General features: G+C 40.4%; 22 protein-coding genes and 2 riboswitches. Of the genes, 3 read left to right on the top strand and 19 right to left on the bottom strand.

Going from position 1 to position 19942, the window contains the following annotated elements; genetic code table 11:
* Nucleotides 1–31: 31 nt before the first annotated feature.
* Nucleotides 32–709 carry a precorrin-3B methylase gene (locus ACE1MS_RS10470; RefSeq protein ID WP_447402944.1) on the bottom strand — a complete coding sequence of 226 codons (678 nt, stop codon included), beginning with the start codon at nt 707–709 and terminating at the stop codon, nt 32–34.
* 52 nt (nt 710–761) lie between these two features.
* Nucleotides 762–1757, bottom strand: coding sequence for an ABC transporter substrate-binding protein (locus tag ACE1MS_RS10465; protein WP_447402943.1), 996 nt, complete (start codon nt 1755–1757; stop codon nt 762–764).
* A 164-nt stretch (nt 1758–1921) separates the two neighbouring features.
* Nucleotides 1922–2109: riboswitch (cobalamin riboswitch) on the bottom strand.
* 175 nt (nt 2110–2284) lie between these two features.
* Here ACE1MS_RS10465 and ACE1MS_RS10460 point away from each other — a divergent pair.
* The gene (locus ACE1MS_RS10460; RefSeq protein ID WP_281486489.1) at nt 2285–4225 is read left to right on the top strand and encodes a GTP-binding protein; all 1941 of its coding nucleotides are present in this window, start codon (nt 2285–2287) and stop codon (nt 4223–4225) included.
* Nucleotides 4226–4333: 108 nt separating this feature from the next.
* Here ACE1MS_RS10460 and ACE1MS_RS10455 read toward each other — a convergent pair whose 3' ends face one another.
* The 4 genes from ACE1MS_RS10455 to ACE1MS_RS10440 all read right to left on the bottom strand — a co-directional run bounded on the left by ACE1MS_RS10455 (nt 4334) and on the right by ACE1MS_RS10440 (nt 7651).
* Nucleotides 4334–5092 carry a hypothetical protein gene (locus ACE1MS_RS10455; RefSeq protein WP_036168153.1) on the bottom strand — a complete coding sequence of 253 codons (759 nt, stop codon included), beginning with the start codon at nt 5090–5092 and terminating at the stop codon, nt 4334–4336.
* Between the two features lie 232 nt (nt 5093–5324).
* Nucleotides 5325–5508, bottom strand: a riboswitch (cobalamin riboswitch).
* Nucleotides 5509–6220: 712 nt separating this feature from the next.
* The gene (locus tag ACE1MS_RS10450; protein ID WP_012294341.1) at nt 6221–6454 is read right to left on the bottom strand and encodes a hypothetical protein; all 234 of its coding nucleotides are present in this window, start codon (nt 6452–6454) and stop codon (nt 6221–6223) included.
* A gap of 233 nt (nt 6455–6687) precedes the next feature.
* Nucleotides 6688–6951 carry a DUF4190 domain-containing protein gene (locus ACE1MS_RS10445; protein WP_036216056.1) on the bottom strand — a complete coding sequence of 88 codons (264 nt, stop codon included), beginning with the start codon at nt 6949–6951 and terminating at the stop codon, nt 6688–6690.
* 319 nt (nt 6952–7270) lie between these two features.
* Nucleotides 7271–7651, bottom strand: a complete 381-nt coding sequence (locus ACE1MS_RS10440; RefSeq protein ID WP_012294339.1) for a PH domain-containing protein — start codon at nt 7649–7651, stop codon at nt 7271–7273.
* Nucleotides 7652–7753: 102 nt separating this feature from the next.
* Between ACE1MS_RS10440 and ACE1MS_RS10435 the strand changes: the two genes are divergently transcribed.
* Both ACE1MS_RS10435 and ACE1MS_RS10430 read left to right on the top strand, forming a co-directional pair.
* The gene (locus tag ACE1MS_RS10435; RefSeq protein ID WP_227256842.1) at nt 7754–7900 is read left to right on the top strand and encodes a hypothetical protein; all 147 of its coding nucleotides are present in this window, start codon (nt 7754–7756) and stop codon (nt 7898–7900) included.
* A gap of 27 nt (nt 7901–7927) precedes the next feature.
* On the top strand, nt 7928–8158 hold the full coding sequence (locus ACE1MS_RS10430) for a hypothetical protein (protein WP_447402942.1): 231 nt from the start codon (nt 7928–7930) through the stop codon (nt 8156–8158).
* 42 nt (nt 8159–8200) lie between these two features.
* On the opposite strand, the gene ACE1MS_RS10425 is transcribed toward ACE1MS_RS10430, so the two are convergent.
* The 13 genes from ACE1MS_RS10425 to ACE1MS_RS10365 all read right to left on the bottom strand — a co-directional run bounded on the left by ACE1MS_RS10425 (nt 8201) and on the right by ACE1MS_RS10365 (nt 19794).
* Nucleotides 8201–8926 (bottom strand): ABC transporter ATP-binding protein, encoded by a 726-nt coding sequence (locus tag ACE1MS_RS10425; RefSeq protein WP_031419855.1) that lies wholly within the window; start codon nt 8924–8926, stop codon nt 8201–8203.
* A 13-nt stretch (nt 8927–8939) separates the two neighbouring features.
* A complete protein-coding gene (locus tag ACE1MS_RS10420) occupies nt 8940–9686 on the bottom strand; it encodes an ATP-binding cassette domain-containing protein (RefSeq protein WP_447402941.1) in 747 nt (248 codons plus the stop codon).
* The gene (locus tag ACE1MS_RS10415) at nt 9679–10488 is read right to left on the bottom strand and encodes an ABC transporter permease (protein ID WP_036168142.1); all 810 of its coding nucleotides are present in this window, start codon (nt 10486–10488) and stop codon (nt 9679–9681) included. The genes ACE1MS_RS10420 and ACE1MS_RS10415 overlap by 8 nt, the downstream gene beginning before the upstream one ends.
* Entirely contained in the window at nt 10485–11453 is a 969-nt protein-coding gene (locus ACE1MS_RS10410) for an ABC transporter permease (protein WP_031419857.1), read from the bottom strand. Before ACE1MS_RS10410 ends, ACE1MS_RS10415 begins: the two co-directional genes overlap by 4 nt.
* Nucleotides 11443–13029: an ABC transporter substrate-binding protein gene (locus ACE1MS_RS10405; protein ID WP_447402940.1), complete on the bottom strand. Its 1587-nt coding sequence runs from the start codon at nt 13027–13029 to the stop codon at nt 11443–11445. The genes ACE1MS_RS10410 and ACE1MS_RS10405 overlap by 11 nt, the downstream gene beginning before the upstream one ends.
* 28 nt (nt 13030–13057) lie before the next feature.
* A complete protein-coding gene (locus ACE1MS_RS10400) occupies nt 13058–13864 on the bottom strand; it encodes an urease accessory protein UreD (protein ID WP_099805261.1) in 807 nt (268 codons plus the stop codon).
* Nucleotides 13857–14486 carry an urease accessory protein UreG gene (gene ureG / locus ACE1MS_RS10395; protein ID WP_036168136.1) on the bottom strand — a complete coding sequence of 210 codons (630 nt, stop codon included), beginning with the start codon at nt 14484–14486 and terminating at the stop codon, nt 13857–13859. Before ureG ends, ACE1MS_RS10400 begins: the two co-directional genes overlap by 8 nt.
* A 17-nt stretch (nt 14487–14503) precedes the next feature.
* The gene (locus ACE1MS_RS10390; RefSeq protein WP_227256840.1) at nt 14504–15244 is read right to left on the bottom strand and encodes an urease accessory protein UreF; all 741 of its coding nucleotides are present in this window, start codon (nt 15242–15244) and stop codon (nt 14504–14506) included.
* Nucleotides 15186–15632, bottom strand: coding sequence for an urease accessory protein UreE (locus tag ACE1MS_RS10385; protein ID WP_012294328.1), 447 nt, complete (start codon nt 15630–15632; stop codon nt 15186–15188). The genes ACE1MS_RS10390 and ACE1MS_RS10385 overlap by 59 nt, the downstream gene beginning before the upstream one ends.
* A 52-nt stretch (nt 15633–15684) precedes the next feature.
* Nucleotides 15685–17400: an urease subunit alpha gene (gene ureC / locus ACE1MS_RS10380; protein WP_197223983.1), complete on the bottom strand. Its 1716-nt coding sequence runs from the start codon at nt 17398–17400 to the stop codon at nt 15685–15687.
* Nucleotides 17397–17765 (bottom strand): urease subunit beta, encoded by a 369-nt coding sequence (locus tag ACE1MS_RS10375; protein ID WP_012294326.1) that lies wholly within the window; start codon nt 17763–17765, stop codon nt 17397–17399. The genes ureC and ACE1MS_RS10375 overlap by 4 nt, the downstream gene beginning before the upstream one ends.
* A 14-nt stretch (nt 17766–17779) precedes the next feature.
* Nucleotides 17780–18082: an urease subunit gamma gene (gene ureA / locus ACE1MS_RS10370; RefSeq protein ID WP_012294325.1), complete on the bottom strand. Its 303-nt coding sequence runs from the start codon at nt 18080–18082 to the stop codon at nt 17780–17782.
* A 467-nt stretch (nt 18083–18549) separates the two neighbouring features.
* Nucleotides 18550–19794: a methyl-accepting chemotaxis protein gene (locus ACE1MS_RS10365; RefSeq protein ID WP_447402939.1), complete on the bottom strand. Its 1245-nt coding sequence runs from the start codon at nt 19792–19794 to the stop codon at nt 18550–18552.
* Nucleotides 19795–19942: the final 148 nt, after the last annotated feature.

The raw sequence follows: 19942 nt of genomic DNA, 5'->3' as shown, positions 1-19942 counted from the left end.
CAATATTTCGACACCCTAAGTATTATTCCTGCTACTCGATCGATTTTTTTACTAGTTCCCAATAAGCATTCGATTTTGTTCTGCGATAAAACTTATAAAAAGGTTCATTGGAACGAGCTTGGTCCTGATAAAGACGAATGATTTGTAGCAAAAAATCTTCAATATGGTCGATCCTTACTCTCTTTGCAAAGAGAGTACCCGCCTGTGCTTTCGTCCCCATAGGAATGGCTCCTAGATAAACATCAAAGCTCTCATGCTGATAGACCAAACCGATGTCATCATATGTGGGATTATAACAGGCGGATGCACAGCCATTCACATTGACTCGCATTCTTGCAGGCACGGTTATACCATCCAACGCCTGATAGAGCTGTTCTGTTTGAGGAACTGCTTCCATTTTTTCACCGTCACAAAAATCACATGCTTTCATAACAATATGAGGCCCTGACGATGCAACAAACAGTCCAGCCTCCTGTAAGGCACGGGTAGCTTCAGTTAATTCACTAGAGGGAATCGATAATAATATGCTATAGGAAGCCGAGTATTTAATGGCTCCCTTCTCTCCTACAATTTCTGCTATTTTTTGAAATTGGGCTGGTGTGTAATGCTTATTGATAATGCCAGGGCTTACTGCTAATCGCGAAAATCCACCTTGCTGATTAAGGGTCTCAAATGTTTTATCTGGTATGTTTTGACGAAATGCGTTCAATAGTTATCGCTCCTTAAGAAAAAGGAGCTAGCACTTTGCTAGCTCGAAATTTTTAAAAGTTTTCTGGGTAGAAGCCCTTAGCTAAAATTTGAATGGCCTCTGCTGCACGGACCCCTTCAGATGCCGCTGAAAGTGGAAGGATGACAAAGCGATCATTTTTGACTGCTTCCATTTCCTTCAAGGCTGGATCATTTTTTAAGAAATTTATCTTTTGTTCAGCCGTTGTTTCACCATAATTAATTATGACAACCACCTCTGGATTGCGATCTACTGCATCTTCCTTCGACACGGTTGTCCACCCTGACTCCACATCTCCAAAGATATTTTGACCGCCAGCGATTGTCACCAGCTCATTCATAAAGTTTTGGCCAGCTGTGAATACATCTTTTTCACCACTGTCAAAGACTAGAACACGTAAATTTTCTCTATCTTTTGGTAATTTAGCTTGAACTTCTTCGACATCTTTTGTCATTTGTTCAATGAATGCTTCGCCGCGATCTTCCACGCGGAATATTTCTGCAATATGACGAATATCAGTGAAAATATCCTCTAATGTTGGCTTTGTCATATTAGAAGCTGTATGTAAATACGTATGAATTCCTAATTCCTCAAGCTCCTCTGGTGTTCCTACACCTTTTTCACCAAAGCCACTTTTCCAGCCTGCATACAAGAAATCTGCCCCGGCATCAATGACTTGCTCCTTCGTTGGGTATTGATCTGAAAGAACAGGAACTTTATCGTAGGCTGCTTGAAGCGGCTCGTAGATTTCGTCATCTAAATAAGCAGTCCCTACCATGGAATCCTCTAGCCCTAATGCAAGCATAATTTCTGTTACATGCTGATTTAAGCTAATTGCCTTTGTAGGTGCTTCCTTATAGGTTTGGGTAGTTCCATTATTTTTAATGATTACCTCAGTCGTTGTCGCCTCAGACGGTTCAACTTTTTCAGTTTGCGTTGCTGATTCAGGCTTGTCCTTTGTACCACACGCTCCTAAAACTGCGATGAGCGCGATGAGCATGACCAGCCATATACTTCTCCATTTTTTCATGTCCTTTTCTCCTTTGTTGTCATAAATATAGAAAGAAATCAGAGACTTCTTTGCTACCAGGATCATTGGAAGGGCATAAAAAAACCCTCTTGTCGCCAAGAGAGTAGCATAGTGAAAAAACGGTATAGTTACCTTTATCACTATCCCCATCCTCGTGGTTCTTAGTTAGCATACACATACTGGCAGGTATCCTGGCTTAGGTTCATCATCTATACACCTTCCCATAGTTAAACTACAGTGGCATCCTGTATAGACTCCCCATTTACAGTTGCGGGACAGCATCGGAATTACACCGATTTCCCTTTTAAGCAAAATGACAAATGCCATTTGCACCAATATGTTTTATTCATTCTATTGATAGACTAGCAGTTCATGAGTTAATTCGCAATCAGAGTAAATTGCAAAATCTGCAATCATCATTATATTAGCACTATTTCGACAAAAAGACGAATCATTTTACAAGAATTATTTGTGCTAGTATTCTGATACAATGAGAACATAGCCACCTATAGAAACGAGGATTTAGTATGTACAAGACGATTGGGGTTCTTGCTCATGTTGATGCAGGAAAAACAACCTTTTCTGAGCAAATGCTTTATCATACCAATAGTATTCAAGCGCGGGGGCGTGTCGATCATCAGGATGCCTATTTAGATAATCATGAGCTTGAGCGTAAACGTGGCATTACAATATTTGCCGAGCAAGGTCGCATGACTATCGGCGACGATACATATACGCTGATCGATACACCAGGGCATGTCGATTTCTCCCCTGAGATGGAGCGTGCCATTCGTGTCATGGATTATGCCATCATTATTATTAGTGCTGTAGAGGGTATACAGGGTCATACAGAAACTGTATGGCAGCTTTTACGGAACTATCATGTCCCTACATTCTTTTTTATTAATAAAATAGATCGTGACGGAGCAGATGTGAGAGCTGTTATGACTCAGCTGCATAAGGATTTCTCAGAACATGTAATCCTCATAGATGAACCACTGCAGGAAAACTATGTTTCAAGCACGATTATGGAATGGCTGGCAGAGCGTGATGAAGAACTGCTAGATAACTTTTTGAATGAAACATTGGAACATCGCCAATGCATGACTAGACTACAAACGATGATTAAAAATGAGGATGCCTTTCCTTGTTTTATAGGTTCTGCGTTGAAGGATGAAGGCATTGAGGAATTTATTGCTCAACTTCCATTCCTAACGGGTACTCACTTCGAGCCAGAAGCACCTTTTCAAGGAGAGGTCTTTAAAATACGCCATGATGGACATCAACGTTTAACGTTCATCAAGGCCCTTACAGGCAAGTTACATGTTCGGGATGAATTTACATTTGGAGATATCACAGAAAAAGTAACAGAAATTCGCCTATATAACGGCAGTCGATTTGAAACTGTTCAGCAAGTTGAGGCTGGTGAAATCTTCGCTGTTAAAGGGCTCAGTCAGGCAAATATTGGGGATCGAATTGGCAGTAAATTGCTATCACTGCCCTATGAGCTTGTCCCTACATTACAGGCAAAAGTTCAATATGAGGGTGAGCAACATATAAAAGAAGTATTAAGGATTTTCCGTTTACTAGAGGCCGAGGAGCCGTCATTGCGTGTCGTGTGGCAGGAAAAATTTCAGGAAATCCATGTGCACATAATGGGTGTCATTCAGTTAGAAGTCCTGATTGACGTGTTATTGAAACGTTTTGCATTACACATTTCTTTTGGAGAGCCGCAAATATTATATATGGAGACAATTGGGACAACCGTTACAGGCTACGGTCATTTTGAGCCACTCAAGCATTATGCAGAGGTTCATTTATTAATGGAGCCTAATGAACGCGGAGCAGGAATTACCTTTAGTAATGCCTGTCATGCCGATGATTTATCAGTGGGCAACCAGCGTCTCGTTGAGAAGCACTTGTTTGAGCGTGATCATCACGGCTTACTCACAGGCTACGCCGTCACAGATATTCATTTTACGCTATTAACGGGGCGTGGTCACAATGAGCATACCTCTGGTGGTGATTTCCGAGAAGCTACTTTCCGAGCACTACGTCAAGGACTAGAACAAGCACAGAACATCCTGCTTGAGCCATATTATCGCTTTAAAATGAAAGCTTCCAATGATTTTATTGGCCGTATGATGACTGACATTCAACAGGCTGCCGGCACATTCGACGACCCAGACCTCACCGAAACTGACGTTGTTTTGACAGGACGTGCACCTGTAGCAACCTTTATGAGCTATAGCACAATCTTTGCTGCCTATACCAATGGGAAAGGCTCACTTACCCTCCAATTTGATGGCTATGATGTGTGTCATAATGCAGAAGAAGTAATAGCCCAGATAGGCTATGATAAAAATGCGGACCCTGAATACAGTTCTTCCAGCATTTTTTGCGCTAAAGGCAAAGGCTATACTGTCCCTTGGCAAGAGGCTCAAGCAGCCATGCACTTTCAGGGATAAGTCAAGTAAAGTATTTGCAAGGACGGTGTGTTAGGCTAATAGCCTCAGATGAAGCATGATACGCTGGCATAAATAAAACAAGCCCCCCGCTTCATGGAGGGCTTGTTTTCATATCGCACCGACAGCTTTCTTTGAGGGCTTATGGACCTGATAAGCAGGTTCAACCACCACATAGCCCTGCGTATTAGTGAAGTCGATTAAAACTTTACCAGGCTGACTTTTTAATATTTGTAGTTGATCAATTAATGTTAACAATAGCTCATGGCCGTTCCCTCGTGGATGCCAATTTAAGTGATCACCATTTAACTCCTGAACCGCATCCAGAAATTGTTTATATTCCTGCTGCGCGAATGCGATTAGTTGATCCTGATGAGAAATTTCCATTAAATCATTTATATAAGTTTCATAAAAACGTATAACAATGGAGCATAGTAAATCATTGACACGTGCAGCGCTTAACACGGGATTGGGCTCTTGTGAAAGGCGATCAAGGTTAGGCTTTGCTCGTGTTGAATCAATGCGTGTAATTAAGTGATACGGCTCCCCGTTCACCTCATATATAATAGGGTTCGTCGGCATATACATCATAAAGCTATTCGTCTTCGTTTTCAGTTGATCCGTTAACGTTGCCAGAGCAAAAAGATGGCCTTCTACCTCACCATTTCTTATCCAAATAATGTCTTTATTATATAAAATTCGCTCAAAAAAGCGGTTGTTGCGAATCAGCTTCGTTGCTAATAATTGATCAATCAGTGATTCAACCACCATTCTTGTTTTCGCTTTTTTAGCAATTTCTGTCCTTGGCTGCTTACAAATGGTCATATCTACAAAAGGCGTTTCCTGTGTTATCGTTGCATGAATATTCATCCTATGTGCATCCCCTTTGCGTACATATTTTCAAAACAAAAAGGACTTCCTTCTATGTTTGAGGAAATCCTTCGCTTTAATGTGATTCATCACACAATGCCAAACAAACCCTAAGTAAATGTGAAGGAGTTCGAAAATGAACCCTTTCATGAACTTTGGGCGTTTGACGTACTGTGACGAACAGAGCATTCTGTTTTGTCAACATGCCACCTCCTATTCCTCGTAGGTTTATGGTGTGTACTCATAACAGGCAGGTATCCTGACTCATGGTCATCGCCACTTTTCCCCTTCCCATCATTTGACAGTGGTTGCTGAAAAGTCGCTCACATTTACAGTTGCGGGACAGTGTCGGATTCACACCGACTTCCCTTTTAAGCAAATTGCACGCAATTTACACCTATTACTACACGCTATTCAATTGTCATAGGAATCGGGTGTACTCCACATTCCTATTAGATTACTAAAATCAATTGTAAAGTAGTGGATTTCTAAAGTCAAATATCACAATATTTTCCAAACCATTTCTTCACTTAATCTTACAAACTCTGAAATTCTGACAACATGTCTTCCTATTTACTTTGATGGTATGATACTTCCTCAGCTTCATGCGGGTCATCTCTTTCGAAATCCCCTCGGATTCTCTACGCAGCATAATACTGAATAGCTTCAATTTCTTTACCGCTATACGTTCTGGTCTTTTCCAACGAATCAGCAAAATGGTCGTCTTTTTCACATATTAAATCAACGAAACTAGTTAATGTTTTCTCCTAATACGTCCTTTACCGAATATCTTCTTTTTAACATCCGTATCACCTTCATCTATTTTTCGGCGTATATACTCGCATGAGAATAAATTTTAGCGAATGATTAACGGCTTTTAAAAAAGGAGTTACGACACTTTTATTTTAGGTTATTAGTTATGTAATATTTGATAAAATAAGTTACGAGCGCAGGGGATTCCTGCGCTCATTTTTTTAACGCAAAACCGCGAGTTAAATCGGGATAAGACACTTGCATCATTTTGAAATACTAACATAAACAACCTATAAACGCACCTCAGACAAACCTATACGCACAACTACGCGATTCAACGATTCTCGCTACATCTGACAGCGTTGAGTGATGTAACTAAAGAGTAATAACTTCACCAGAGTATTGTCTTAATTGTTCAATGGCTACTGTTACGGCTACTTCCTCAGTCTCAATCAAACTCAATCCTTTTTTAATAGGACTCCAAAATTCATATCCGCAGTCTTCTTGCCACATATATACTTCTGTTGTAAAAAGACCATCTCTCCGTTTTATAATTTGAACTTTATATTGATGACTTGGAGACATTATTTCCTTTAGCATCTGTTCCATCGTTTCACCATCTTTACAAATAGTAATGTGTATAACTATTATTCTTCAAAAAGAAAAAAAGCTTTGAGCAAAATCTTAAAAACAGGGGGCTTGGGAAGGTCATGCATTTTCAACACAAAAAAAGAGGTTTATGGTGTGTATTCGTAACAGGCTGGTATCCTGACTCATGGCCATTTCCACTTTTCCTCTTCCCGTCCAACTTAAAACGGTATTTTCTAAGGTCAAATACTAAGCTAAACACCAGTAATTGAATAAAAAAGGATAATAGACAATACTGCAAAGGTTTGAATGATAATCCCGATCACGCTACAAATTAAACCAGAAATTGCCAAACCTCTGCCATTTTCATTTCTTTTAGCAATTTCCTTTGTTGCCATTCTTGATAAAACTACTCCGAAAATCCCAAGAACTAATCCAATAAATGGTACGATGATAGAAAGAATACCAAGCGTTAATGAAATGATAGATTTATTATTCATTTCAATTTTTTCAACCATTTCCCTCAACCCCCAACAATCTAATGTTACGAATCACACTTCTTCAAAAAACAGTTCCATCCATTGAATTCTATCAATATTATTGAAATATATCTATTATTTTACAATATAAAAGGTTATGCGTAAGGTAGAACCAGTCAGCGTTTCTTTGCTAATTTCTAAGCTCTGTGCGCTTGCTCCCTAATTGGAACGGGGCGACAGCAACACCCCTCACATAGTAATTTCCCCATCCCTATTCCCCCTTTCTAAGCACAGCCAAAAAAGCCTCGCATCTATGCGGGCTTTGTATGTGATTCGTGATTTTGGCTTTATTTCATTATTACGAGACTAAAACATACTGCGCTAAAACACTTTGCACTTTATAAATATTGGTCGCCTTATTGAAGCTTTTTTGGATAGGTAGCGAACTGCCTGATACCCATATTTTTAGCTCTGCGTCTAAATCAAATGTACCAGCCGTTTCTACTGAAAAATGAATAATATTTTTATAGGGGATCGAATGGTATTCCGTTTTCTTACCAGTAACTCCTTGCTTATCAATGAGGATTAATCGTTTATTCGTAAAAATAAATATGTCTCTAATAATTTTATAGGCATTTTTGATGGTTTCGTTTGGAATTAATAAATCTTTGACCTCCTCCTGTAATTTTTCAAAATTCACCTCGCTTGCATTGCCGATTAATCCATCAAATAAGCCCATTCTTTATCCCCTTTCAGCTTTTGTTTGTTTAATATATTATGAAGAGAACCGGGCTACGACTCCAAGTTTTGGTATTATTTTTTCTGTAAGGAGGGGGGTTCATTGCGAGCATTCCTATTTATTATCATGTCCCTCCTAGCTACAGTTGTTTTAGGCTGTACGGATAAAGAGCTAGCAGTGGGCAAATTGGCGAAGGTCAGCATTTCTAACGGCGAAGGATTTGACACTGTGAATACTGATTTTATCTAAGAATATGAGGATGAAGAGTCTCTTGAAATGTTCCATGAAGTCATTACTACTGCTGTGAGAAATAAGGGAATTGTTAATATGGCTACCCCTCCATATGATGTACAAGTAGTGGATATGGATGGAAACCAATATGGCTTCCATCTTTGGGTAGGGGAAATGGGTCAAAAGGGAACGTTGATGAACGTGAAGGATACCCATACGATTTATAGCATCTCTGAAGATTTGATTTCCCCACTTAGATCATTGCTGCAAGAATAAAAAACACTTTCCATTCAAATAAGGAAAGTGTTTTTGGATTAATCATACTACGGCTTGAAACAGCATTTGCGCATATCGGTCTGTAAAAGCAAAGCCACCTTCGCCTTTATGGCTCTCATCGACAATTTTACCCGACTTCATGACATAAATACGATCACACAAATAAGAAACCGCCTTTAAGTCGTGCGATATAAATAAAATGGCCATGTTTTTTTCTTTTTTTAAAGTTATTAATAAATCTATCATTTCTCGTTGAATCAAGCGATCTAAACTCGAAACAATTTCATCACAAACTAATAGTTGGGGTTCGACTAAAATCGACCTTAGTAAATTAACCCGTTGTCGCTCCCCTCCACTTAGCTCAGATGGCAGGGCTTCTAATATATCGGTTGGGAGCATCACTTTTTCTAGCATTATCTGTAGTTCGCGATCAGTCAAAGACTTATGTGCTGCCATTAGAGGCTCACGTAACAATTCCTTGACGGTCCATACTGGATTTAAGGCAGCCGTAGCATTTTGAAAAATGATTTGGCAGTTCTCATAAAAATGCGAGCGATTTTGCTTCGTCATCAATTGATTTTCAAAAAACACCGCCCCTTTTTCAGGCTTTTCTAGCTGCATTATCACTTTGGCTAAAGTACTTTTCCCACTGCCGCTTTCTCCTACGAGTCCTACGATTTCACCTTTTCCCACGGTTAGGTTTATATTCTGTAATACTTGCTGTCCTGCTCGATAGCTTTTACTAACATGATTTACATGAAGCAACAATATCAACCGCCTCCTAAAAATGATGAGCGACAAGCTGCTTCGTATATGGATGCTTGGGCTCCTTAAAAATTTCAGACATTCTCCCACTTTCTACTATTTCGCCATTTTTCATCACCAGAATAGAATCAGCCATCTTAGCAACTCCTAAATCATGCGTAATCAATAGTATCGTCGTCCCTAAGCGGGCATGGAGATTTTTTAGCAATTTGATAAATTCTTGTTGATGGAGCATATCTAGTGCAGAGGTTGGTTCATCCGCCATCAAAACGTCTGGTTCATGATAGAAGGCGCAGGCAAGCATGCAGCGTTGTAGCATGCCACCTGAAAGCTCAAATGGATAGCGATTTAACACATCCTTAGGTAGGTTTAACTCCTTTAAAATGGCTGTGATTTTATCTAAAAATTCCTCTTCCTTTTGCCCTAGCCTCGAAGCGGTCAACCTATAGAGTTGATGCTTTATTTTTTGGGTGGGTGAAAAACTATTCATTGCATCCTGAAAAATGGTAAAAAAATGCTTTTTGCGTAGCTTCACACGCTCCTGTTCTGACATTGTCATGACATTTCTTTCATTAAATAAAATGGAACCCTCCATAGTTGCTCGTGCTGGTAGCATCCCAAGCAGAGCTGAAAGGGTCGTACTTTTGCCGCTGCCACTCTCGCCAATGATAGCGGTAATTTGACCTTTAGGTACAGTAAAAGTCAAGCCTTGAATAAGGGATTTGCCGTCTAATTGAACAGCCAAATTGTCAACTTTAAACATGCGTTCGGTTCCCTCCTTGTTTGAAAGTACCTCCAATAACTTGCACACATAAAATCGTTATAAAGATTAACAGTCCAGGGAAAAGACCCATCCACCAAGCACCCACAAGTAAATCATTTTGCGCTGTGTACAGCATTGTTCCCCATGATGGAGTAGCTGGTGGGACACCAATTCCTAAAAAGCTTAAGGAAACTTCGGTAAAAATAGCCCCAGCAAAATTAAAAATGGTTACCACAAATATCGCAGGCATACAATTACGTAATAAATGGCCAAAGAGAATTTTCCACAACGGCGTGCGGAACATTTTCGCCATCTGCACAAACTCTTGCTCCTTTAATCGGATAAACTCTGAGCGGACGATACGAGCTGTCACAAACCATCCCGTGATACCCATCACCATCGCCATACGCCACATACTGCCCTGCATCATTGCCTGTAGAGCTAGCACGATGACCAATGAAGGAATTGTTAAAAAGGCTTCGAGAATACGCATCATTACTGCATCAATGGCACCACCAAAATAACCACTTATGCCCCCATATATGATACCAATTATGCTAGATAGGACGACCGATACAATGGCAATAAATAGCGTCACCTTCCCCCCCACCAATAAGCGAGAAAGGACATCTCTACCCAACTGGTCAGTCCCTAATAAATGTGTGGCATTAGGTGCTTGATAAATTTGATTCATATCCATTACATTAGGCTCAAAAGGAGCTAATAATGAAGAAAAAATAGTCGTTGTAAAAATAAGAGCTAAAAGCACAAGCCAAAAAATCGGATATCGCTGTTTTCTCATACAAAGCCCCCTCTTCTTAATCGAGGGTTCAAGCCAATCATCAGTATGTCAATGACGAACAAACAGATGACCACGACCACGCCTATGATTAAAATAGCCCCCATCAAAACGGGGAAATCTTTGAGCATGACGGATTTTACCAAAAGCTGTCCTAAGCCTGACCAACCAAATAATGTTTCGACCACAATGGAGCCTCCGAAAAATGATGGGATGGTCACCCCAACATAATTGATATAAGGAATGACAGCATTTCGTAAAATCATCCTTCGAATTTCACGTTCTGGTACTCCATTCGCGCGTGCTACTTGAACATAGTAGCTATGATTCTCTACTTTCACACTATCCTGCAAAAAACGGGCAAAGATGCCCACATGCGACATCACGAGGACTATAAGCGGGAGTGCCATATGATATAAACGATCCATGTACCCTCCGTTGCCCCGCACATCATTCATTCCTGAAGTAGGAAACCACCCTAATGTTATGGAAAAGACCATGATGAATACTATGCCTAGCCAAAATGGTGGTATGGCTGAGCTTGCAATACTAAAGATGGAAAGTCCGCGGTCGAGTAATGAGCCCTCCCTCATGCCAGCCTGTAAGCCTAGCCAAATAGAGGCAATCGTTACTAGAAATAACGTCAGAACAACGAGCTGTAGTGTGTTGGGTAACCGCTCAAGTAAAATCGTCAAAACAGGTCTTCCTTCTTTAGCTGAATATCCCAAATTCCCTTGTAGTGCTTCACCTAACCACCGTCCATACTGCAAGAGAACAGGTTGATCGAGTCCAAAGGCTTGTTCAATACGTTCCTTCTCTGCGGTCGATAATGTTTGGGCATTGCCTCCATAATAAGCTGCTGCGGGATTACCAGGAGCGGCATGCATCATGAAAAAAGAGAGGAAGCTCACGATAATGAGGACAATTGTCCCCATTATCATTCGCTTCCCAAGCCATTTAGCGATCATTCCATTTCCACTCCTCAACATTCCATAAGAAGCCTGCCCCATGGTGACCTAAAATTCGCTCTTTAACACCATTAATTTGTTTATCGATACCATATACAGCATCTACATAGGCAAAGTAGGCAAAAGGTGGGTCTTGAGTTAGCTCCTCCTGCAATGCCATATAGACCTTCTTACGTTGCTCAGGATCGACTGTAGTACGGCCTTCCTCTAGCAATGCATCTACTTTTGCATTGGCATAGCTGCCGTAATTATAGCCAGCACTTGTGAGACTGGATTCTCCAGAATGGAATAGGCTGTAGGTATGATGGTCCGCATCATAGGGACTTCCCCATCCAACCATAAAGGCTTCTGTTTCTTCAATAACAATATTGCTCCAATCTAGCGCGGCCACTTTCACATCTGCCCCAACAGCTTTATAGCCCTCTGCCACATAATTGGCCATATTTACACGCACAGTATCAGTTATGGGCGCAGTAATGGTAAATGTTAATTTTTGACCATCCTTATAGCGGAAACCGTCATCGGCTAATTGCCAGCCTGCTTGCTCGAGCAGCTTATTTGCTTTTTTTACATCGTAAGTATAATGTTCGATTTTTTCATTTACAAAATTATGTTGTTGTAGCGGTGAATAAGCTTCTGTTCCATAGCCATGTAATATACCTTTTACAATGCCTGCACGATCCGTTGCGTAGCTAATTGCTTTTCTTAGTGAAACATCCTTCCAAATAGGATACTTCATATTAAATAAAACACCTCGATAATCAGCGGATTCAACCTCGTACATTTTTAAACGTTCGACTTTTGACAGTTCCTCAACCTGATTTGGATCAAGTAATGCAATATCCACCTCACCCGATTTTAGCTGTAGGGCACGCACATTGCTATCAGGGATAAATTTAAAAATGACTTGTTCAATCGAAGCCTTTGTCCCATAAAAAGTAGGAAATGCTTTTAGCGTCAGGCTTGTCCCTTTATCCCATTGTTCAAACCTATAAGGCCCTGCGCCGATTGGCTGTTGGTTAAATGAAGCGGTTCTCATTTCCTGTCCTTCGAAGGCATGCTTTGGCAAAATAGGCACAGTTAATTTGTCTAGCATCGGTGTAAATGGTTCATCTAATTGGATGGTCATTGTCGTGTCGTCGATTTTTTTCATGCCCGTCACATGGATAAAATCAGATTTTAAATAGGAGCCGTTTGCATCGTCAAGAATACTTTCAATGGTGAAAATAATATCGTCCACCGTTAAAGCCTGCCCATCATGAAATAGCACATGATCATTAATCACAATTGTATACGTCATCTGGTCATCTGATATTTGAATACTTTTAGCCATATCAAATACTGGTACATTGTGTTCATCGAAACGCATCAAACCTCTAAATAAAAAGGCATCTAAATTCGTTTCCTCTAAAAGAGGGTTTAAACCTGCAAACTCTGACTCAGAAGCAAAAACAAGCTCATTCGCCTGAGAAGCTGACGAAGCAGATGACTGTTTCTCCTCGCCTTGACTGGACTCTTTCGTACAGCCCGCAAGACAAAGTATCATTAGAAGTATCCATACTGAAAACTTTTTCAATTCACTATCTCCTTTATCACAACAGAAATTACAATAATGCTGTCATCTGTTCAAACATACGGTTTATTTCCTTGTGAAGTGTTCGTTGCTCTTTGGCGAGCCATCTACAATGAATCGCCTGATCTGTTAGCTTTGTTACGCTTGCCTGAAGAGATTGCTCCTGTTGAATTAAATCCTGTAAATCTCGCATGTTAAGATTTTTCACTAGTGGTGACACAATCCATAAAGAGCCGATATAAAGTGCTTTTTCGAGCAAGCCAAGCGCTGCAAAATTCATTTCCTGTGGTTTGAAATGGATGGAATCAAACGCAATAAGTTGTTCCTCTACATAGACCTTATATTTCGACTGGTAGGCTTGATAATCAAAGACTTCTCCTCGCATTTCTCGACCTGGTGCAACAATTTCACCCCAAATTAATGTCGAGCTCTCCTTCATGCGAATGGTTGTATCTGCTTGAAACTTGGCTCGTTCAAATGGAATAGTTACTTCAGGGAGCCATTCTAATCGTGCCTCATCAGCCATCTCAACGGTAATAGCCTGGGTACAATGATTGCCTGTATGCGAGGGATAGATTTTCAATGCCGATTGTTGCTTCAGCCTTACTCGGCTTCCTGACGCAAGTTTGACATTGATTTCATTGCGGTCTCCCGCTACCATCCCACCAGAGGATTCCATCAAGAATACTGTGGCAGTTGGATCACTACCTTCATATAATTCACGGCTAGCCTTTAGAGGAGGCTGTTGGTACACATGAACCAGTCGTGTATAGCCCCTCCTAGGCTCAAAGGCCATTTCTAATTTGCCAAAATGATTTATTTTCTGTGGATTAACCATGGTTGTCAACGGCTTCTGCACCTTCAAGTAGCATATGGTGCTGAATCCATTCAACCACCTTATCTACATTCGTTTGAGAACGAACATCTGCAAAAATGTATGGACGGCCACCACGCATTTTTTTCACATCCTGATCCATGATGTCTAGATCGACCCCCACATGAGGCGCCAATGATGTTTTATTGATTAGCAGTAAGTCTGAACGCGTTAGCGCTGGACCGCCTTTACGTGGGATATCCTGTCCCTCTGCCACATCAATGACGTAAATATAGCCATGCACTAGCTCAGGACTAAATGTTGCAGATAAGTTATCCCCACCACTTTCAATGAAAATTATATCCAAATTTTTGAAGCGTTTAGTTAAATCATCAATCGCTGCAAAATTCATTGATGCATCCTCACGAATAGCTGTATGAGGACAACCTCCTGTTTCTACCCCAATAATACGCTCTTCGGCTAAAACACCATTCGTAATTAAATATTGGGCGTCCTCCCTTGTGTAAATATCATTGGTAATTACCGCTACTTGATAATGCTCATGCATCACACGTGTTAATTGATCTACTAATGACGTTTTTCCTGACCCAACTGGGCCGCCGATGCCAATACGTATTGGTTTCATTGTTATCCTCTCTCTTTCTATGAAATAAATAATCTGGAATATAAAAACTCATGTTTCATGGATGCCAATTCAATCCCTAACGCATTATTCGTTAAATCATCCATCGTTAACGACATCACTGTTTGCGCTGCTTCTTCTACCGAAATCAATAGCTCATTCAATGCTTGGACACCTGTATTTTGACCAAATGGTACAGCACGTACAGCATTTTGTACTAAGCCGCTAATTGAAGCATACATAAAGGTCATCACTGCGTGAAAGACATTGACACCAAGTGCCTCGCAATAAATTCCATAAAGCACAGCGTAATGTCCCTTCACTTCTTCACGCTCAATTTTCTCCTTCCATTGCAATAAAAAAGGGCATTCCATAAGTGGTGTCACCGTTCGCACAAATTGCTTCCCTACGTTTACACTCGCCTCTTTAGATTCTTTGGCCAGCTTCATAGCCCCACAAAGTTCATCCAGCTCTGTAAGACGAGCAAGATCTCTGTCTTTTGCTGCGTGGAATGCTTCTTGAATTAGTATCGCATCTCCATGCACTAAATTATGAAATAAATAGCCCTGACAAAATTCGATTAATTGATCCTTTGTGCGAATGAGATCTGCTTGAATATACGTTTCCATACCATAGGAATGTGTATAAGAACCTATTGGAAATGCCGAATCATGAATTTGCAATAGTTGCAGTATAGATAAATTAGTGAGAGTGTCCACGGTATTTGAATGGCTGCTTGAAACGTCTTTCTGTTGTTTCATAGTGCACCCCTATTTCATCTAATAATGGATTAATCGTATGATCCGCTCGTACGATGATTTCATTGTTTTCAATTAGGCAAGGGGTATGGCGATTCCCTAATTCGAAAGCTGATTTTCCCATTTCATGCATGTCGTTTGGCGTTATAACAATAACAGGCTCTAATTTTGTACGGATGGCGATACGACGGTGTTCATCCTCCCATAATAAATCGCCATATTTTAATGGTTCATCCCCTTCTAAACGTAAAGCAATGTCCGTACCTTGATCTGTTTCTGTGCGTAGGATTCGTTTGCTTAATTCCTCCCACTCTAGTTCAATCCACTCTGTTTTCTTTTCATGATGTTCTTCTTCATGTGCAATGTTCCCCATGATTTTTTCAATTAACATATGTTTAGCACCTCATCGTCTTTTTATTGGCTGTTACGCTCACTTTAATTGCTTAGAATAAGAAATATCGTTGAGCCATCGGTAGTACATCCACTGGCTCGCATGTTGCTAATTCTCCATCAATTTTTACTTCATAGGTTTCTGGATTCACATCTATTTTTGGCGTCTCACTATTTAGTTTCATGTCAGATTTTTGAATATTTCGGCAATTCAAAACCGTCCCAATCATTCTTTTCAAGCCTAATTTTTCTGGCAAACCTTCTTCGACAGCTATTTTTGGTAAAAATGTCATGCCACAATTTTGAGGACCCTGTCCATAGAAGCCATAAGTTTGACGGCCTTTCATTGGCTGTGGTGTTGGAATGGATGCATTTGGATCTCCCGTAATCCCATAGACGGCAATACCAGCCTTGATGACCACTTCTGCCTTTACGCCAAAGAATGCTGGGTCCCATAAAACGATATCGGCTAATTTTCCTTCTTCCAATGAACCTACTTCATGGCTAATACCATGTGCAATTGCTGGGTTAATATTTAGCTTCGCCATATAGCGCTTGACACGGTAATTATCATGCTCCTTGCCCTCATCCTGTGGTAAAGGTCCACGTTGCTTTTTCATTTTGTCTGCTGTTTGGAACGTCCTAATCGTCACCTCTCCCACACGGCCCATCGCCTGTGAATCCGAAGACATAATGCTCAGGATTCCTAAGTCCTGCATAATATCTTCTGCAGCAATCGTTTCAGGACGAATACGTGAATCTGCGAATGCGACATCTTCTGGCACATCATGCTTCAAGTGATGGCACACCATCAGCATATCTAAATGCTCATCAATCGTATTCGTTGTAAATGGTTTCGTAGGGTTCGTCGAAGCTGGCAAAATATTTGGTAAAGATGCCATTACTAGCTGGTCTGGCGCGTGTCCACCACCAGCACCTTCTGTATGGAAAATATGAATAACACGTCCACCGATGGCATTGATTGTATCTTCTACAAATCCTGCTTCATTTAATGTATCGGAGTGCAGGGCTACTTGAATATCGTATTCATCTGCAACAGTTAAGCTTTGGTCTAGTGCAGAAGGTGTTGCCCCCCAGTCCTCATGAATTTTCAAACCAATGGCACCTGCACGAACTTGCTCAATAATTGGTGCTGGGTCTGAGGCACTGCCTTTTCCAAGTAGTCCAACATTGATTGGAAAGCCTTCCATGGCCTGTAACATGCGATGTAGATGCCATTCACCAGCAGTTAAGCTTGTCGCCTTTGAACCTGCTGCTGGTCCTGTTCCGCCGCCAATAAAAGTGGTTGTTCCTGCTAATAGGGCCGTCTCTACTTGATCGGGACTGATGAAATGGATATGGGTATCAATAGCACCTGCTGTAGCTATAAGCCCTTCACCTGCATATACCTCTGTCCCTACGCCGATAATCATGTCCTGATCGACACCATCCATACTATTCGGATTGCCAGCTTTGCCGATGCCAATAATTCGACCATCTTTAATACCGATATCAGCCTTCACAATACCCGTATAATCAATGATGACGACGTTTGTGATGACGGTATCTAGCACACCTTCATTGCGTGTATTTTTACCGTTTTGCCCCATCGAAACACGCAATGATTTACCACCACCAAAGACACCTTCATCTCCATAGGATGTATAGTCCTTCTCAATTTCGACCCACAAATCCGTATCGGCTAAACGCAATTTGTCGCCAACTGTAGGACCGAACATTTTCGCGTAAGCTTCATGTGTTACCTTCATTTTTCTTCCGCTCCTTTAAAGCCGCCTTCAATTGCCTTGTCTAAAATTTCATCTTTATGATGGGTAGACCCTTCTGTTAGCTTATTTAAGCCAAAGACATGCTGCTTACCACCAAATTCGACAAGCTCTACTTCTTTTTCTTCCCCAGGTTCAAAGCGAACGGCCGTCCCCGATGGAATATTTAAATGCATACCGATTGCATCTTCTCGATTAAATTCTAGAAATCTATTGACTTCGATAAAATGAAAATGTGAACCTACTTGAATCGGGCGATCTCCTGTATTGGCTACTAGTACCTTTTTGGTTGCCCTGCCTACATTGATTTCAATTACACCCTTCTTTGGTCGGATTTCTCCAGGAATCATTTACCCACACTCCTTTACTGAATTGGACGGTGAACTGTGACCAGTTTCGTACCATCTGGGAAGGTACATTCCACCTGTACATCTGAAATCATGTCACCGACACCCTCCATTACGTCCTCTGCTGTCAGAACATGCTTTGCCTCACTCATTAGCTGTGCAACAGTTTTTCCATCTCTAGCACCCTCCATTATAAAACTACTAATAAGAGCAACTGCTTCTGGATAATTCAACTTTAAGCCGCGAGCTTTTCTTTTCAGCGCAAGTTCTCCTGCTACATGGAGGAGTAGTTTTTCTTGTTCTACTGGTGATAGCTTCAAATTAATCTCTCTCTTTCCTATATTCAGAATTATCTTTCAATAACAATTTTCGAAGCATACTTCCTTTCAATTGCATGTGCTTTTTAATAACCATTTAGTTTTTAAGCATATAATTGTTGTCTTACAAATTATGATTTCGCAAGGGATATGCGAAGAGAAATAGAAATGACTTGTTGACCCGGCAAACGCGGGTTGCAATAGTTGAAGTGAGTAATAGAGGTAACAGCTAGTCCATTATAAAAAACTACATTAAAAAATTCAACATTTTTATTTATCTGTGAATTTACAAGTTTTATAAATAACTCACAAAAAAAGAGGCTTATTTTACAGAAAATCGGTCAACTGTAAATAAGCCTCTTATCATGTTGAGTAAAGTGAAAATAAAATTATACTAAAAAAATTGTAATTTTATGTTATTAGGGTTATTATTTCAGGGCTATAAACCCTTGAAATTTTTCACTTATATCTTATACCCCAAACTTATTTGTTAATTTTTGTAAATCATCAGCTTGTATGCTTAAATCCTGTGTGACGTGATTGACAGCTTGCATAGACGTAGTTTGCTCATCCATTGATTGCAAAACAGCCTCTGTATAATTCGATAATCTGCCCATTCCATCCGCAATCGTTATGACGGTTGATGCCACCTCATTCGCGCTACTAGCAAGCTGTTCAGCTGTTGCAGAAATGTCTTCAAGCTGGTTATTCATTCGACTTACATGCTGAGAAATTGTCCCAAATGATTTTGTCGCCTCATCAATGACATAAACACCTTGCTGAACATTTTTCAAATCCTCGTCCACAGAGGAAGCGACTTGTTTTGTATCATGTTCAATACCTACGACTAAGTCAACGATTTGCGTAGCAGATTGCTTCGATTGCTCAGCTAATTGGCGCACCTCTTCGGCCACTACTGCAAAGCCTTTACCATGTTCTCCCGCCCTTGCTGCTTCAATGGCAGCATTTAAAGCTAATAAATTCGTTTGATCTGTAATCGCTGTAATCATATCAGTCATCGATTTAATATCTGACATTTTAGTGGATAGCTGCTGCATAAGACCACTAGTTATCTCTGTTGACGATGAAATATATTGCATCTGTTCTTTCGCTACATGTAAAATGCTTACCCCGTTTCCAGCAACCTCATTCGCCTCTTTGGCATGACTAAAAACATCCTGTGTAGCTACCGTAATTCGTTCAATTCCATCAACAGTTTCTTGCATAGCTTGGGCACTATCACTAGCGGATTGTGCAGCTTGCTTCAAGCCATCCGATGTTTTCTCTATCTGTTGGTCTACTTCTTCCACAGCTAGCGTAATTTCATTTGTACTTGCTGATAATTCTTCAATACTCGTCGATAAATCTGTAGAGCTATTCGCAATTTTTTGCGTCATTGTTCGTAATTGATTTTTCATGTCTAAAAAAGATTGTGCTAGCTGAGAGATTTCACCTTTGTCATGTACCTCAATGACAACTGTATCTAATTTGCCAGTAGTAATCCCTTGTGCAGCCTCCGTCAGCTGTTTGATGGGCTGTATCACTTTAAAATGGACATAGACCGTGTACGAAAGTGTAAGGACAATTCCTAAAATGGTTAAAACAGTTGCAAGCCATTCTAATGTTGTTACATTGGCCAAATCTAAAAATAAAATAATAATCATTAACACATTTAAAGCTGAAAAGCCAAGTAAACTCTTATTTCGTAAACTCATAACAAATTCCTCCAACTAAAATATTACTTCCATACCATTATTATAGTTGAATAATCCTAAAAATATAAGAAAAAGCCCCCTTTTCATAAGAATAAAGGTCTAAATCTCCATAAAAAAGACCGTAGACAGCCACGAAGGCATATCTACA

It is taken from the genome of Lysinibacillus sp. fkY74-1, from assembly GCF_053165895.1.
The sequence above is the reverse complement of the archived record's forward strand: the minus strand, read 5'-3'. Positions and strand labels throughout refer to the sequence as shown.

What these genes read in the sequence shown, in the direction of transcription:
- ACE1MS_RS10465 (WP_447402943.1), bottom strand. Translation starts at nt 1,757, where the DNA reads ATGAAAAAATGGAGAAGTATATGGCTGGTCATGCTCATCGCGCTCATC.
- ACE1MS_RS10460 (WP_281486489.1), top strand. Translation starts at nt 2,285, where the DNA reads ATGTACAAGACGATTGGGGTTCTTGCTCATGTTGATGCAGGAAAAACA.
- ACE1MS_RS10455 (WP_036168153.1), bottom strand. Translation starts at nt 5,092, where the DNA reads ATGAATATTCATGCAACGATAACACAGGAAACGCCTTTTGTAGATATG.
- ACE1MS_RS10450 (WP_012294341.1), bottom strand. Translation starts at nt 6,454, where the DNA reads ATGGAACAGATGCTAAAGGAAATAATGTCTCCAAGTCATCAATATAAA.
- ACE1MS_RS10445 (WP_036216056.1), bottom strand. Translation starts at nt 6,951, where the DNA reads ATGGTTGAAAAAATTGAAATGAATAATAAATCTATCATTTCATTAACG.
- ACE1MS_RS10440 (WP_012294339.1), bottom strand. Translation starts at nt 7,651, where the DNA reads ATGGGCTTATTTGATGGATTAATCGGCAATGCAAGCGAGGTGAATTTT.
- ACE1MS_RS10430 (WP_447402942.1), top strand. Translation starts at nt 7,928, where the DNA reads ATGTTCCATGAAGTCATTACTACTGCTGTGAGAAATAAGGGAATTGTT.
- ACE1MS_RS10420 (WP_447402941.1), bottom strand. Translation starts at nt 9,686, where the DNA reads ATGTTTAAAGTTGACAATTTGGCTGTTCAATTAGACGGCAAATCCCTT.
- ACE1MS_RS10415 (WP_036168142.1), bottom strand. Translation starts at nt 10,488, where the DNA reads ATGAGAAAACAGCGATATCCGATTTTTTGGCTTGTGCTTTTAGCTCTT.
- ACE1MS_RS10410 (WP_031419857.1), bottom strand. Translation starts at nt 11,453, where the DNA reads ATGATCGCTAAATGGCTTGGGAAGCGAATGATAATGGGGACAATTGTC.
- ACE1MS_RS10400 (WP_099805261.1), bottom strand. Translation starts at nt 13,864, where the DNA reads ATGGTTAATCCACAGAAAATAAATCATTTTGGCAAATTAGAAATGGCC.
- ureG (WP_036168136.1), bottom strand. Translation starts at nt 14,486, where the DNA reads ATGAAACCAATACGTATTGGCATCGGCGGCCCAGTTGGGTCAGGAAAA.
- ACE1MS_RS10390 (WP_227256840.1), bottom strand. Translation starts at nt 15,244, where the DNA reads ATGAAACAACAGAAAGACGTTTCAAGCAGCCATTCAAATACCGTGGAC.
- ACE1MS_RS10385 (WP_012294328.1), bottom strand. Translation starts at nt 15,632, where the DNA reads ATGTTAATTGAAAAAATCATGGGGAACATTGCACATGAAGAAGAACAT.
- ureC (WP_197223983.1), bottom strand. Translation starts at nt 17,400, where the DNA reads ATGAAGGTAACACATGAAGCTTACGCGAAAATGTTCGGTCCTACAGTT.
- ACE1MS_RS10375 (WP_012294326.1), bottom strand. Translation starts at nt 17,765, where the DNA reads ATGATTCCTGGAGAAATCCGACCAAAGAAGGGTGTAATTGAAATCAAT.
- ACE1MS_RS10365 (WP_447402939.1), bottom strand. Translation starts at nt 19,794, where the DNA reads ATGAGTTTACGAAATAAGAGTTTACTTGGCTTTTCAGCTTTAAATGTG.